This window comes from Pseudomonas sp. SAR267, assembly GCF_052077595.1.
Classification (GTDB): Bacteria; Pseudomonadota; Gammaproteobacteria; order Pseudomonadales; family Pseudomonadaceae; genus Aquipseudomonas; species Aquipseudomonas vlassakiae.
Map to the genome: position 1 here is coordinate 1,795,117 of NZ_JBQIHU010000001.1, position 14,826 is coordinate 1,809,942.

At 63.1% G+C, this 14,826-nt stretch carries 12 protein-coding genes; 8 read left to right on the top strand and 4 right to left on the bottom strand.

From position 1 onward, the window contains the following. The first annotated feature begins 62 nt into the window (after positions 1-62). Positions 63-938, top strand: coding sequence for a LysR substrate-binding domain-containing protein (locus ACTORR_RS08660; RefSeq protein WP_286935585.1), 876 nt, complete (start codon positions 63-65; stop codon positions 936-938). Between the two features lie 87 nt (positions 939-1,025). On the opposite strand, the gene ACTORR_RS08665 is transcribed toward ACTORR_RS08660, so the two are convergent. Then, on the bottom strand, positions 1,026-1,640 hold the full coding sequence (locus ACTORR_RS08665; RefSeq protein WP_054885039.1) for an NAD(P)-dependent oxidoreductase: 615 nt from the start codon (positions 1,638-1,640) through the stop codon (positions 1,026-1,028). 28 nt (positions 1,641-1,668) lie between these two features. After that, positions 1,669-2,544, bottom strand: coding sequence for an MBL fold metallo-hydrolase (locus ACTORR_RS08670; protein WP_286935583.1), 876 nt, complete (start codon positions 2,542-2,544; stop codon positions 1,669-1,671). Between the two features lie 102 nt (positions 2,545-2,646). Between ACTORR_RS08670 and ACTORR_RS08675 the strand changes: the two genes are divergently transcribed. Both ACTORR_RS08675 and ACTORR_RS08680 read left to right on the top strand, forming a co-directional pair. Further along, positions 2,647-3,555, top strand: a complete 909-nt coding sequence (locus tag ACTORR_RS08675) for a LysR family transcriptional regulator (RefSeq protein ID WP_099815741.1) — start codon at positions 2,647-2,649, stop codon at positions 3,553-3,555. Between the two features lie 44 nt (positions 3,556-3,599). Beyond that, positions 3,600-3,773 carry a hypothetical protein gene (locus tag ACTORR_RS08680; RefSeq protein WP_165837344.1) on the top strand — a complete coding sequence of 58 codons (174 nt, stop codon included), beginning with the start codon at positions 3,600-3,602 and terminating at the stop codon, positions 3,771-3,773. Positions 3,774-3,792: 19 nt separating this feature from the next. Here ACTORR_RS08680 and ACTORR_RS08685 read toward each other — a convergent pair whose 3' ends face one another. Continuing rightward, complete coding sequence (locus ACTORR_RS08685; RefSeq protein ID WP_054885042.1) at positions 3,793-4,662, bottom strand: isocitrate lyase/PEP mutase family protein; 870 nt, start codon at positions 4,660-4,662, stop codon at positions 3,793-3,795. A gap of 352 nt (positions 4,663-5,014) precedes the next feature. On the opposite strand from ACTORR_RS08685, the gene ACTORR_RS08690 reads away from it, so the two are divergent. Further along, the gene (locus ACTORR_RS08690; protein ID WP_286935582.1) at positions 5,015-6,466 is read left to right on the top strand and encodes an MDR family MFS transporter; all 1,452 of its coding nucleotides are present in this window, start codon (positions 5,015-5,017) and stop codon (positions 6,464-6,466) included. Positions 6,467-6,542: 76 nt separating this feature from the next. On the opposite strand, the gene ttgR is transcribed toward ACTORR_RS08690, so the two are convergent. Next, positions 6,543-7,175: an efflux transport transcriptional regulator TtgR gene (ttgR, locus tag ACTORR_RS08695; RefSeq protein ID WP_099815743.1), complete on the bottom strand. Its 633-nt coding sequence runs from the start codon at positions 7,173-7,175 to the stop codon at positions 6,543-6,545. Positions 7,176-7,427: 252 nt separating this feature from the next. Here ttgR and ttgA point away from each other — a divergent pair, with 252 nt between their 5' ends. From ttgA to ACTORR_RS08715, 4 genes are all read left to right on the top strand, one after another. Further along, on the top strand, positions 7,428-8,582 hold the full coding sequence (gene ttgA, locus ACTORR_RS08700; protein WP_099815744.1) for a toluene efflux RND transporter periplasmic adaptor subunit TtgA: 1,155 nt from the start codon (positions 7,428-7,430) through the stop codon (positions 8,580-8,582). Between the two features lie 3 nt (positions 8,583-8,585). Next, complete coding sequence (gene ttgB / locus ACTORR_RS08705) at positions 8,586-11,738, top strand: multidrug efflux RND transporter permease subunit TtgB (RefSeq protein WP_054885046.1); 3,153 nt, start codon at positions 8,586-8,588, stop codon at positions 11,736-11,738. Then, the gene (locus ACTORR_RS08710) at positions 11,735-13,189 is read left to right on the top strand and encodes an AdeC/AdeK/OprM family multidrug efflux complex outer membrane factor (RefSeq protein ID WP_054885047.1); all 1,455 of its coding nucleotides are present in this window, start codon (positions 11,735-11,737) and stop codon (positions 13,187-13,189) included. The genes ttgB and ACTORR_RS08710 overlap by 4 nt, the downstream gene beginning before the upstream one ends. A 351-nt stretch (positions 13,190-13,540) precedes the next feature. After that, on the top strand, positions 13,541-14,797 hold the full coding sequence (locus ACTORR_RS08715) for an OprD family porin (protein ID WP_286935667.1): 1,257 nt from the start codon (positions 13,541-13,543) through the stop codon (positions 14,795-14,797). Positions 14,798-14,826 lie beyond the last annotated feature (29 nt).

Genomic DNA, 14,826 nt, shown 5'->3' on the forward strand with positions numbered 1-14,826 from the left:
CGCTACCGCCACAATGCAAAAAAACACATACTAGCCATGTCCTGTAATCATGGCTCAGCGCAATGAAACGGCTACCCCCCCTGCCCGCCCTGCACACCTTTCTGGTCACCGCACAGCACTGCAATTTCACCCGTGCCGCACAGCAGCTGCATATCACCCAAGGCGCCGTCAGCCGGCAGATCGCCGGGCTCGAGGAGCACCTGGGCTACGCCTTGTTCCAGCGCCAGGCTCGCGGCCTGAGCCTGACCCGCGAAGGCCAGGACTGGCTGCCTCGGGTGCAGCAGATCTTCGGCCTTATCGAACAAGGCGTGCGTGAAGTGGGCGGGCGCAGCGCCACCTTGCAGCTCAAGGCACCGACCTGCGTGATGCGCTGGCTGCTGCCGCGGCTGATGGAGTGGCAGGCGCTGCGACCCGACGTGCCGGTCGAGTTGACCACCACGGTGCAGCACGGGGTGGACTTTCGCCGTGAGGGGTTCGATGCCGCCGTGGTCTATGGCGCTGCGCCGAACCATGGGCTGCGGGTGCGCAAGCTGTTCGACGAGCAACTGACACCGGTGTGCGCGCCTTCGCTGTTGAAAGGGGCGGTCCCCCTGCAGCAGATCCAGGATCTGGCCCGGCACATGCTGCTGCATCCATCACGGGATGAACATGACTGGCGGCTGTGGCTGCAGGCAGCAGGCGTGGTGCTGGAGGCACAGGGGCCGAAGCAGCATTTCGAAACACTGGACATGGCGATGGCCATGGCATCGCAGGGAACCGGGGTGGCGATTGGTGATTGGGCGCTGATCGGTGATGACTTGCGCGGGGGGCGGCTGTGCATGCCGTTTGCGCTGAAGGTGCAGACCGGTAAAGGGTATTACCTGGTGAGCCACCCCAAGAGCCATCTGCCAGGCTTGGTGGAATTGTTTGATTGGCTGGAAAGCCGAGCCAGTCAATGAGGGCCTATTCGCGGGCGCGCCCGCTCCCACAGGTTCGGCACCAGGCTTGAAACCTGTGGCAGCGGGCATGCCCGCGAAGCAGACGACTCAGTAACCGACGGTGAAGCGCTGGCGCGAGTGCGCCGGTTTCTCCAGCTCATCGAGCATGGCAATGGCAAAGTCGGCAAAGGTGATTGTGCTTTTGCCATCAGCACCGATCAGCAGATGGTCCTTGCCCAGTTTGTAGTGCCCGCTGCGCTCGCCTTCGACGAACTCCGCCGATGGCGAGAGAAAGGTCCAGTCCAGCGTCGGCTCCTGGCGCAGCACATCGAGAAAACGCACCCCGGCACTGGCCTCGGCCTTGTAGGCCTCCGGGAAGTCCGGGCTGTCGATCACGCGGTGCCCGGAAGGCAGCAGCAGGCTGCCTGCGCCGCCCACCACCAGCAGGCGCTTGACCCCGGCGCGCTTGACCGGCTCGATGATGGCGTGGGGTTCGAGGGTCGAGAAATGCGCTGCACTGAGCACCGCGTCGACGCCTGCGACCGCCTGCTGCAGGGCGGCACTGTCCTTGGCATCCAATGCCTGGGTGGTTACACCTTCACGCCCCTGCAACTGCGATGGGTCACGGGCAATGGCCACCACACTGTGGCCACGGCGCAGGGCTTCTTCCAGCAATTGGCTGCCGGCACGGCCGGTGGCGCCAATGATTGCGATCTTGCTCATCGAAAATGCTCCTGTCAGTTGAACGCAATTACCACTTCATTTCGCCCTTGGCGACCTTCGCGCCGAGCTCCAGCGAACTCTCATCGGCAAGCGCGGGGTAGCGCTGTTTCATCGCCTCAATCAACGCGCCGCTATCCTTCGCCCTCGCCGCTTCGGCATCGAACGCGCGGATGTAGCCCGACGTGAAGCGCACGGCGTCGAGTGAGTGGTCGCTCTGGCCCAGGTAATGGCCAGGCACCACCGTACGCGGTGCCAAGGTCTCGATCTTCGCCAGGGTGGCAAGCCAGTCGGCGTGGGACCTGGCTGTCTGGGTGTCAGCCATCCACACGTGGATGTTCTGCGCAACCACGACACCGCCGACCACTGCCCTGATCGACGGAATCCAGACGAAGCTGCGATCCGGTTGCGGGCCATCCAGGCCGACGACCTCCAGCGACCGACCTTCCAGCATCAGGGTGTGGCCGTGCAGCACCTGCGGCAGCACCAGCCGTGCCGGTTTGTCCGCGCCCATCTGTGGCCCCCAGTAGGCCAGTTTGGCGTCCATGGTCTGGCGGATATGGGCCAGCGTGGCTGCCGAGGCGAACACCTTGGCGTCGGGGAAGGCCTGGGTCACGGTGTCCAGACCGAAGTAGTAATCCGGGTCGCCGTGGCTGATGTAGATGGTGGTCAGGCGTTTGCCGCTGGCTTGCAGGCGCCGCACCAGTTGCTCGGCCTGGGCCTTGCCGAACTGGGCATCGACCAGGATGGCCTCTTTCTCGCCACTGACGATCACCGAACTGACCGGGAAAATGGCCTGATGCCCCGGGTTGTAAACCTCCAGCTGCAACGGCTCGGAGGCCAGTGCCGGGCCGGCCAGGGTGATGCAGGCCAGCAGCAGGCCACGCAAGGGGGTGAGGAACGACATGGTGACTCCTGCGGGATGAACGATGGGCAACAGCTTAGTTGCCCGATCCATGACAAAAAATGCGATGCTCAGACATAGTTTGTTTCTAAAATCGGGCAAATAATGGACCGTCTCAACGCCATGCGCGTTTTCGTCACCGTCGTCGATCTGGGCAGCCAGTCGGCAGCGGCAGACCACCTGCAGCTGTCGCGGCCTGTGGTGTCGCGCTACCTGGCCGAGCTGGAGGAATGGGTCGGCGCACGGCTCATGCAGCGCACCACGCGCAAGCTCAGCCTGACTGCTGCCGGCCAGGAAACCCTGCCCCGCTGCCGGCAGTTGCTGGACCTGGCCGGCGACCTGCAGGCCGCCGTGCAACAACCGCAAGATTCGCCTAAGGGTGCCCTGCGTATCAGTGTCAGTACGTCGTTTGGCCAGGCGCAGCTGGCCGATGCGGTCGCCGAATATGTGCGGCGCTACCCTGGGGTGAAGGTTGAACTGCAGATGCTCGATCGCACGGTCAACCTGGTGGACGAGCGGATCGACCTGGCGATCCGCACCAGCAACGATCTGGACCCGAACCTGATTGCCAGGCGCCTGACCGTGTGCCGTTCGGTAATCTGTGCAACACCCGCCTACCTGCGCGAGCACGGCACGCCGCATCGGGTCGAGGAACTGAGCCAGCATAACTGCCTGACCCATGCCTATTTCGGCCACAGCCTGTGGCATTTCGAGGTGGGCGGCCAGCAGATTGCCGTGCCGGTGCAAGGCAACATCAGCGCCAACGAGGTCATGACGCTGCAGAACGCAACACTGGCAGGTGCCGGCATCGCCATGCTGCCAACCTACCAGGCGGCCTCGGCACTGCGCAGCGGCGCCCTGGTGCGGCTGCTGCCGCAAGCGCGGCCACGGGAGCTGAACCTGAACGCGGTCTACACCTCGCGCAAGCATATGCCGGCGACCTTGCGCAGCATGCTGGATTTTCTGGTGCAACGGTTCAAGGACGAACCGGAGTGGGACCGGGATTTGTATTGACTATGCTTAGAGTGTCACCTGTGCAGTAACAGGAGGTGAGCACCATGGGCATCAAGTCCAGAAGAGTCGCCATGGTCATGGCCCTGACCGCGGTCGCGGCGCTGTATGGCTCGGCCTGCTGGCGGGCCGAACTGCTGCGCAGCCAGCCCAGTGCGGCCAACCGTTGCGAGCAGGAACACTGCGTGCCCCACACCGCAACCTTGAGTGCCGTCCGTTAGTTGATTGGCGCCACGCCAATCACTCCTCGACGCTCATGTACTCCTTGGCCCAGCGAATATAGTCCTCAGGCTGGGTATAGGTGTGCGAGAGCTCGGTGGCGCTCAGGTTCTCGGACTTGTTCTGCTGGCCGCGCTGCAGGCGCAGGCAGTCATAGGTGGCCTTGATCGCGGCAAAGTAGGCGGCATGGCCATCGACCACGATACGCACACCCAGGCGAGCGAGGCGCTCGTCGTCACGCAGGGCAGGGTTGGCGTAGGTCACCAGCATCAGCGGCACGGTCAGGTGCCCGGCAATCTGCTCCAACTGCTCGAAATCCTTCACACCGACCATGCAGATACCGTCGGCACCCGCCTTCTGGTAGCTCTGGGTGCGGACGATGATTTCCTCGGTGGAAAGCACCCCGGCGTTGGTCCGGGCAATGATCGACAGCGACGAGTCGACACGCGCTTCCAGGGCCGCACGGATCTTGCCCACCCCCTCCTCGACCGAGATCAGGTCAGTGGACTTGCGTCCGAACTGGGCAGGCAGCAGGGTGTCTTCGATGGTCAGCGCAGCGACGCCGGCGCGCTCCAGTTCGATGACCGTGCGCATGACGTTGAGCGCATTGCCATAACCGTGGTCGGCATCGGCGAGCACCGGCAGTTGCGCCACACGGCCAATGCGGGTGGCCTGCTCGACAAATTCGCTCAAGGTGATCAGGGCGAAGTCCGGTGCGGCCAGCACCTGCAATGAAGCCACCGAACCGCCGAGGATGCCGACTTCGAAGCCCAGGTCGGCAGCGATGCGCGCCGACATCGGGTCGAATACGGAGGCGGTGTGGTAGCAGGCCCCTGAAGCGAGCAGCTCGCGGAAGGCAAAACGCAGATCTTGATGGGAAGCCTTGGGCATGATCACTCCGCTTATATATGTAGAAATTGAACGGTTGCTACCGACCCCTGAATCGGGTCTACCTGACCTGTTCCAACCGTCGCCATCTGGGCGGTCATGCTCGACATGCAGGCAGAGGAATAAAAGGTGTGGGAGACAGTGGCCTGACAACCTGCGACAAATTGCTGCACCAAGCTGGTGCAGGCCGCGGCTTTCAGCCCCTGTGGCATACCAACGATATCATGCAGCCATGCTGCTCTGGATGAATGCGCCAATGCCGATCTTGCATAGGCGATGCAGATAGTACATAGGAAGCTACCTAACTCGGGTTACAATCGGCCTATCGCGTCACCCTTCCAGACAAGGTACTCCCGTGACAGCCGCCCTGCCCCCGACCGTCCTGCGCAACGTGCTGACCGCCCTGATGCTGGCGATCTTCCTTGGTGCCCTTGACCAGACCATCGTCGCCGTGTCGCTGCCGGCCATCTCGGCCCGGTTCAACGACGTCGGCCTGCTTGCCTGGGTGATTTCTGGCTACATGGTGGCGATGACCGTAGCCGTGCCGATCTACGGCAAGCTCGGTGACCTGTATGGCCGGCGGCGGATGATCCTTACAGGCATCAGCCTGTTCACCCTGGCCTCGATCGCCTGCGCCTTGGCTCAGGACATGCAGCAGCTGGTCATGGCGCGCGTACTGCAAGGCATCGGTGCCGGCGGCATGGTGTCGGTGAGCCAGGCAATCATCGGGGATTTCGTGCCGCCGCGTGAACGGGGCCGTTATCAGGGCTACTTCAGCAGCATGTACGCCGTGGCCAGCGTGGCCGGGCCTGTGCTGGGCGGCTGGCTGACCGAATACCTGTCCTGGCGCTGGGTATTCTGGATCAACCTGCCGCTGGGCCTGCTCGCGCTGTGGGCGATTCGTCGCGCCCTGGCCGGCATGCCAGTGCAGCACCGCCAGGCCCGGGTGGATTACCTTGGCGCCGTGCTGCTGATTGTCGGCCTGGGCAGTTTGCTGCTGGGCATCACCCTGGTCGGCCAAGGGCAGCCCTGGACCGCCCCTCCCGTGTTGGCATTGTTCGCCTGCGCGGTGCTCGGCCTGGCCTTGTTCGTCGGCCACGAGCGTCGCTACGATGAACCGCTGCTGCCCATGGACCTGTTCGGCAACCGGGTGGCCGTGCTGTGCTGGGGGGTGATCTTCTTCGCCAGTTTCCAGTCGATCTCGCTGACCATGCTGATGCCGCTGCGCTACCAGGGCATCACTGGCGCCGGTGCCGACAGCGCCGCATTGCACCTGCTGCCACTGGCCATGGGCTTGCCCCTGGGCGCCTTCACCGGTGGCCGCATGACCAGCCGCACCGGGCGCTTCAAACCACAGATTCTGGCCGGTGCCGTGCTGATGCCCATGGCAATCTTCGCCATGGCCATCACGCCCCCCCAGGCTGGCTTGCTCAGTGCCGTGTTCATGCTGCTGACCGGTATCGCCTGCGGCTTGCAGTTCCCAACCTCGCTGGTGGGTACGCAAAGCGCGGTGCAAAGCAAGGATATCGGCGTGGCCACCAGCACCACCAACCTGTTCCGCTCGCTCGGCGGGGCCATGGGCGTGGCCTGCATGTCCAGCCTGTTGCTGGCGCTGCTTCAACAAGGTGGTTTCGAGTTGCTGGGCAACCCGCTGCTGGGGAGCCTGAAGGCAGGTGAGGCGGACCCGCACACGCAGATGAAACTGCTGGAGACGTTCCGCCAGTTGTTGCTGGGCAGTGCGGGAATTGCCTTGCTGGGGCTGCTGGCGGCCCTGGCGTTGCCGGACCGGCAATTGCGTGGCCGTTAAGGGCTGTGGGAGCCCACAGCATTAATACTCACTTAATACATGAGGGAAACACTTCCTCACAATCCTTAACAAAGTGTCATTTGCGCAGCGCGGGGCTCAAGCGCAGCATATCCAGCCCTGTGTCGACCCATTTTTCCGCGTCGCGCAGCAGATCGAAGCTGTCCGGTAGCAGCAACCAGCGCCCGATCAAGCCGTCAACATAGGCGAACAAGGCGACGGAAGCGCGCCCGACATCCAGCTCCGCCGGCAACTGACCTCGGCGAACGGCATTGGCCAGCGCCAGGTCGATGCCCACATGGCAGTCCAGCACCGCGCCTTGGCGCTGCTGGCGGATTTCACACATGTCATCGGTGAACTCGCACTTGTGATGCAGGATTTCATTGATACGCCGGGTACGGGCGTCCAGCACCAGCTCGTTGAGCACCTGCAGCAACAGCTTGCGCATGCAGCCGAGCGGGTCCAGTTCGTCTTCACTTTCACTGGCCCGCGCCAGATGGTCATGGGTTTCATGCAGGCTGTCGAGCAGCGCCTGCACCAACTCCGCCTTGTTGTTGAAATGCCAGTAGATCGCCCCCCGGGTCACGCCCGCCAGTTCGGCGATGTCGGCCAATGTGGTGCGCGCGACGCCGCGCTTGTAGAAGGCCCTTTCCGCTGCCTCGATGATCTGGGCGCGGGTCTCTTGGGCTTCTTCTTTGGTTCGACGGACCATGGCAGTGCAACCTCATCTGGGCCCGCTGCGCTGTGCAGGGGGGAAACCGCCGGGGTCACCTCTGCAGGGTGACTCTCGGATGGGCTAATCAAGGGCTGCGGTAGTAGCCAAGTACTACCCAGCGGTATTTACAAACAACCGTGAATGTAAGTATATTCGTTAGTAAGCTATTTATCCACCGGATAGTTTTTTTCTGACAAGACTCTTCCATTACTCTTGAGCGTCTCCCTGCTCTTGCGACCCGAGGATCCTATGCAATTCAAGCCAGCCGTTACCGCTCTGGTTTCCGCCGTCGCCCTGGCAACCCTGCTAAGTGGCTGTAAGAAAGAAGAAGCCCCGCCCGCAGCGCAGGCTCCTCAGGTCGGCGTCGTGACCATCCAGCCACAACCCTTCACCCTGACCTCGGAACTGCCGGGCCGCACCAGTGCCTACCGCGTCGCCGAAGTACGCCCACAGGTCAATGGCATCATCCTCAAGCGCCTGTTCAAGGAAGGCAGCGAGGTCAAGGAAGGCCAACAGCTGTACCAGATCGACCCGGCCGTGTACGAAGCCAACCTGGCCAACGCCCAGGCCAACCTGCAGTCCACCAAGTCGCTGGCCGAGCGCTACAAGCAGCTGGTCAACGAGCAGGCGGTGTCGAAACAGGAATACGACGACGCCAATGCCAAACGATTGCAAGCCGAAGCTTCGCTGAAAAGCGCGCAGATCGACCTGCGCTATACCAAGGTCCTCGCACCGATCAGCGGCCGCATCGGCCGTTCCGCGTTCACCGAAGGCGCCCTGGTAAGCAATGGCCAGACCAACGCCATGGCCACCATCCAGCAGCTCGACCCGATCTACGTCGACGTCACCCAGTCCACCGCCGAGCTGCTCAAGCTGCGCCGTGACCTGGAAAGCGGCCAGTTGCAGAAGGCCGGCGACAACGCCGCCTCGGTACAGCTGGTGCTGGAAGACGGCAGCCTGCTGAAGCAGGAAGGCCGCCTGGAATTCTCCGAAGTCGCGGTCGATGAGACCACCGGCTCGGTGACCCTGCGTGCGCTGTTCCCCAACCCCGACCACACCCTGCTGCCTGGCATGTTCGTGCATGCACGGCTCAAGGCCGGGGTCAATGCCAATGCCATCCTGGCCCCGCAACAGGGCGTGACCCGCGACCTCAAGGGCGCGCCGACCGCACTGGTGGTCAACCAGGAGAACAAGGTCGAACTGCGCCAGCTCAAGGCCAGCCGTACCCTGGGCAGCGACTGGCTGATCGAGGAAGGCTTGAACCCGGGCGACCGCCTGATCACCGAGGGCCTGCAGTACGTGCGCCCAGGTGTCGAGGTCAAGGTCAGCGACGCCACCAACGTCAAGCAGCCAGGCAAACCTGATCAGGCCAGCGCGGCCAAAGCAGACGCCAAAGCGGAGTAAACCATGTCGAAGTTCTTTATCGATCGCCCGATCTTCGCCTGGGTGATCGCCTTGGTGATCATGCTGGTCGGCGCCTTGTCGATCCTGAAGCTGCCGATCAACCAGTACCCAAGCATCGCGCCGCCGGCTATCGCCATCGCCGTGACCTACCCGGGCGCCTCGGCGCAGACCGTGCAGGACACCGTGGTGCAGGTCATCGAGCAGCAGCTCAACGGTATCGACAACCTGCGTTACGTGTCGTCGGAAAGTAACTCCGACGGCAGCATGACTATTACCGCCACCTTCGAGCAGGGCACCAACCCTGACACCGCCCAGGTCCAGGTGCAGAACAAGCTGAACCTGGCCACCCCGTTGCTGCCGCAGGAAGTGCAGCAGCAGGGTATCCGCGTCACCAAGGCAGTGAAGAACTTCCTGCTGGTGATCGGCCTGGTGTCCGAAGACGGCAGCATGACCAAGGACGACTTGGCCAACTACATCGTTTCCAACATGCAGGACCCGATTTCGCGGACTGCCGGTGTGGGTGACTTCCAGGTGTTCGGTGCGCAGTACGCCATGCGTATCTGGCTCGATCCGGCCAAGCTGAACAAATTCCAGCTGACCCCGGTCGACGTCAAGACCGCGGTGGCTGCACAGAACGTGCAGGTGTCCTCCGGCCAGCTTGGCGGGCTCCCGGCCATGCCAGGCACCCAGCTGAACGCCACCATCATCGGCAAGACCCGTCTGCAGACCGCCGAGCAGTTCGAAAAGATCCTGCTCAAGGTCAACAGCGACGGTTCGCAGGTGCGCCTGGGTGATGTTGCCCAGGTCGGCCTGGGCGGTGAAAACTATGCGGTCAGTGCCCAGTTCAACGGCAAGCCGGCTTCCGGCCTTGCAGTCAAACTGGCCACCGGCGCCAACGCCCTGGACACCGCCAAGGCCTTGCGCAAGACCATTGCCGACCTGGAACCGTTCTTCCCGCCTGGGGTGAAAGCGGTGTTCCCGTATGACACCACCCCGGTGGTCACCGAATCGATCAGCGGCGTGATTCACACCCTGATCGAAGCGGTGGTCCTGGTGTTCCTGGTGATGTACCTGTTCCTGCAGAACTTCCGCGCCACCATCATCACCACCATGACCGTACCGGTGGTGCTGCTGGGCACCTTCGGCATCCTTGCCGCTGCGGGCTTCAGCATCAACACCCTGACCATGTTCGCCATGGTCCTGGCCATCGGCTTGCTGGTGGACGATGCCATCGTCGTGGTGGAAAACGTCGAGCGGGTGATGTCCGAGGAAGGCCTGCCACCCAAGGAGGCAACCAAGCGCTCCATGGAGCAGATCCAGGGCGCCCTGGTGGGTATCGCCCTGGTGTTGTCGGCGGTACTGCTGCCCATGGCGTTCTTCGGCGGCTCCACCGGTGTGATCTACCGGCAGTTCTCCATCACCATCGTATCGGCCATGGGCCTGTCGGTGCTGGTGGCGCTGATCTTCACCCCGGCCTTGTGCGCAACCATGCTCAAGCCGCTGAAGAAAGGCGAGCACCACACCGCCAAAGGTGGCTTCTTCGGCTGGTTCAACCGTAACTTCGACCGCAGCGTCAACGGTTATGAGCGCAGTGTCGGCGCGATCCTGCGCAACAAGGTGCCGTTCCTGCTGGCCTATGCGCTGATCGTGGTCGGCATGATCTGGCTGTTCGCCCGCATCCCTACCGCGTTCCTGCCTGAAGAAGACCAGGGCGTACTGTTCGCCCAGGTGCAGACACCGGCTGGCTCCAGTGCCGAGCGCACCCAGGTGGTGGTCGACCAGATGCGCGAGTACCTGCTCAAGGACGAAGCCGACACCGTATCCTCGGTATTCACCGTGAACGGCTTCAACTTCGCCGGTCGCGGCCAGAGCTCGGGCATGGCGTTCATCATGCTCAAGCCGTGGGGTGAACGTTCCAAGGAGAACAGCGTGTTCGCCCTGGCCCAGCGTGCCCAGCAGCACTTCTTTACCTTCCGTGACGCGATGGTGTTCGCCTTCGCCCCGCCTGCGGTGCTGGAGCTGGGTAACGCCACCGGCTTCGACGTGTTCCTGCAGGACCGCGGCGGCGTCGGCCATGCCAAGCTGATGGAAGCGCGCAACCAGTTCCTGGCCAAGGCCGCACAGAGCAAGATCCTCAGTGCCGTGCGCCCGAACGGCCTGAACGACGAACCGCAATACCAGCTGACCATCGATGACGAACGTGCCAGCGCCCTCGGCGTGACCATCTCCGACATCAACAACACCCTGTCGATTGCCCTGGGTGCCAGCTACGTCAACGACTTCATCGACCGTGGCCGGGTCAAGAAGGTGTACATCCAGGGTGAACCCAACTCGCGGATGAGCCCGGAAGACCTGCAGAAATGGTACGTGCGCAACGGCGCCGGCGAGATGGTACCGTTCTCGTCCTTCGCCAAGGGCGAGTGGACCTACGGTTCGCCGAAGCTGTCGCGTTACAACGGCGTCGAGGCCATGGAAATCCTGGGTGCCCCGGCCCCGGGCTACAGTACCGGCGACGCCATGGCCGAGGTCGAGCGCATTGCCAGTGAACTGCCAAGCGGCGTCGGCTTCTCCTGGACCGGCACGTCCTACGAGGAAAAACTCTCCGGTTCGCAGATGCCGGCGCTGTTCGCCCTCTCGGTACTGTTCGTGTTCCTCTGCCTGGCAGCGCTGTATGAAAGCTGGTCGATCCCGATCGCCGTGGTGCTGGTCGTACCGTTGGGTATCATCGGTGCACTGATCGCCACCAGCCTGCGCGGGTTGTCCAACGATGTGTACTTCCTGGTCGGCCTGTTGACCACCATCGGCCTGGCGGCGAAGAACGCGATCCTGATCGTCGAATTCGCCAAGGAACTGCATGAGCAGGGCCGCAGCCTGTACGACTCGGCCATCGAAGCGTGCCGCATGCGTCTGCGCCCGATCATCATGACCTCGCTGGCGTTCATCCTCGGCGTGGTACCGTTGACCATCTCCAGCGGCGCCGGCGCCGGCAGCCAGCACGCCATCGGCACGGGTGTGATCGGCGGCATGATCAGTGCGACCGTCCTGGCAATCTTCTGGGTACCGCTATTCTTCGTCGCAGTGTCGTCGCTGTTCGGCAGCAAAGAGCCGGAAAAGGACGCCACCCCTGAAACTCCACGTTATGAGGCTGGGCAATGACCAAGTCTTTGTTGTCCCTGGCGGTAACCGCTTTCATTCTCGGCGGCTGCTCGCTGATTCCTGACTACCAGACCCCGGAATCGCCGGTGGCTGCGCAGTGGCCGCAAGGCCCTGCGTACTCGCCGACCCAGTCGGCCGAAGTCGCCGCCGCCGAACAGGGCTGGCGCCAGTTCTTCCACGACCCGGCACTGCAGCAGCTGATCCAGACCTCGCTGGTCAACAACCGCGACCTGCGTGTGGCGGCGTTGAACATCGACGCCTATCGTGCCCAGTACCGCATCCAGCGGGCCGACCTGTTCCCGGCGGTTTCGGCCACCGGCAGCGGCAGCCGCCAGCGTGTGCCGGCGAACATGTCGCAAACCGGCGAATCCGGCATCACCAGCCAGTACTCGGCCACCCTGGGTGTCAGCGCCTATGAGCTGGACCTGTTCGGCCGCGTCCGCAGCCTGACCGAGCAGGCCCTGGAAACCTACCTGTCCAGCGAGCAGGCGCGCCGCTCCACGCAGATCGCCCTGGTGGCCAGCGTGGCCAACGCCTACTACACCTGGCAGGCCGACCAAGCCCTGTTCAAGCTGACCGAAGAGACGCTGAAGACCTACGAGGAAAGCTACAACCTCACCCGTCGCAGCAACGAAGTCGGTGTGGCTTCGGCGCTCGACGTCAGCCAGTCGCGCACCGCCGTGGAAGGCGCACGGGTCAAGTACTCGCAGTACCAGCGCCTGGTGGCGCAGGACGTCAACAGCCTGACCGTGCTGCTGGGTACCGGCATTCCGGCCGACCTGGCCAAGCCGCTGGAGCTCGATGCCGACCAGCTGGCCGAAGTGCCGGCCGGCCTGCCGTCCGAGATCCTGCAGCGTCGCCCCGACATCCAGGAAGCCGAGCACCTGCTCAAAGCCGCCAATGCCAATATCGGTGCGGCCCGTGCTGCGTTCTTCCCGAGCATCAGCCTGACCGCCAACGCCGGCAGCCTGAGCCCCGACATGGGCCACCTGTTCGCCGGCGGCCAGGGCACCTGGCTGTTCCAGCCGCAGATCAACCTGCCGATCTTCAACGCCGGCAGCCTGAAGGCCAGCCTGGACTACTCGAAGATCCAGAAGGACATCAACGTCGCCAAGTACGAAAAAACCATCCAGACGGCCTTCCAGGAAGTCTCCGATGGCCTGGCGGCGCGCAAGACCTTCGAAGAGCAGCTGCAGGCGCAACGCGACCTGGTGCAGGCGAACCAGGACTACTACCGCCTGGCCGAACGCCGCTACCGCATCGGTATCGACAGCAACCTGACCTTCCTCGATGCCCAGCGCAACCTGTACTCGTCGCAGCAGTCGCTGATCACCGACCGCCTCTCGCAGCTGACCAGCGAGGTCAATCTGTACAAGGCGCTCGGCGGTGGCTGGTACGAGCAGAGTGGCCAGGCCAACCAGCAGGCTTCGGTGGACACACCGAAAGGCTGATCGACCGGCAACCGCCTCAAGCCCAGCCTCGCGCTGGGCTTTTTTGTGTCTCGCCTGTACTGGCCTCTTCGCGGGCTTGCCCGCTCCCACAGGTACTGCACAGAATCTGAAGGCTGTGCAGTACCTGTGGGAGCGGGCAAGCCCGCGAAGAGGCCAGCTCGGGCAAATAATTAACTAGACGTTACATAGCGTTCGATTATCGCCCAATACCGTTTGCGGCGAATTGCCTCACCCCCGCCCAGCCCCGCACCATCCCCCACGCAACGCTTCGCAAGTTCATCAAAAGACCCTCGCCTGCAGGCCGCATCCTGCAGCGCAGGTTCGCCCATAAAAACAAGAGATTTACGACAGATGAGCACTTCGCAACCCGCACGCCAGCTGCTGCCCGGCCTGTTGGCCATTTCCTGCGCCCTGCCTGTATGCGCCGCCGACAATGGCGGGTTCATGGAGGACGCCAAGGCCAGCCTCAACCTGCGCAACTTCTACATAAACCGCAACTTCGTCGACCCGGCCTACCCGCAGGGCAAGGGCGAAGAATGGACCCAGAGCTTCATCCTCGATGCCCGCTCCGGTTTCACCCAAGGCACTGTCGGCTTCGGCGTGGACGTACTGGGCCTGTATTCGATCAAGCTCGATGGCGGCAAAGGTACCGCCAACACCCAGCTGCTGCCGGTGCATGACGACGGCCGCCCCGCCGACGACTTCGGCCGCCTGGGCGTGGCATTGAAAGCCAAGCTGTCCGAGACCGAGCTGAAAGTCGGTGAATGGATGCCGGTACTGCCGATCCTGCGCTCGGACGACGGCCGTTCGCTGCCGCAAACCTTCCGTGGTGGCCAGGTCACCTCGAAAGAAATCGAGGGCCTGACCCTGTATGCCGGCCAGTTCCGCGGCAACAGCCCGCGCAACGACGCGAGCATGGAAGACATGTCGCTCAACGGCCGCGCGGCCTTCACCTCCGACCGCTTCAACTTCGGCGGCGGTGAATATACCTTCAACGACAAGCGCACCATGATCGGCCTGTGGGACGCCCAGCTCAAGGACATCTACCGCCAGCAGTACCTCAACGTGGTGCACAGCCAGCCGTTGGGCGAATGGACGCTGGGGGCCAACCTGGGCTATTTCTGGGGCAAGGAAGATGGCGCCGAACGCGCAGGCCAGCTGGACAACAAGACCGCCTCGGCGATGCTTTCGGCGCGCTACAAGGGCAACACCTTCTACGTCGGCCTGCAGAAGGTCAGCGGTGACAATGCCTGGCTGCGGGTCAACGGCACCAGTGGCGGCACCCTGGCCAACGACAGCTACAACTCAAGCTTCGACAATGCCAAGGAACGCTCCTGGCAGGTACGCCATGACTTCAACTTCGTCACCGTCGGCATTCCCGGCCTAACCCTGATGAACCGCTACATCAAGGGCGACAATGTCACCGCTGGCGGCGTGACCGACGGCAAGGAATGGGCACGGGAAAGCGAGCTGGCCTATGTGATCCAGTCCGGCACCTTCAAGGACCTGTCGGTAAAATGGCGTAATTCCACCATGCGCCGGGATTTCAGTACCAACGCGTTCGATGAGAACCGCTTGATCGTGAGCTATCCGCTGAATCTCCTCTAAATCCAACGGCCTCTTCGCGGCTAAAGCCG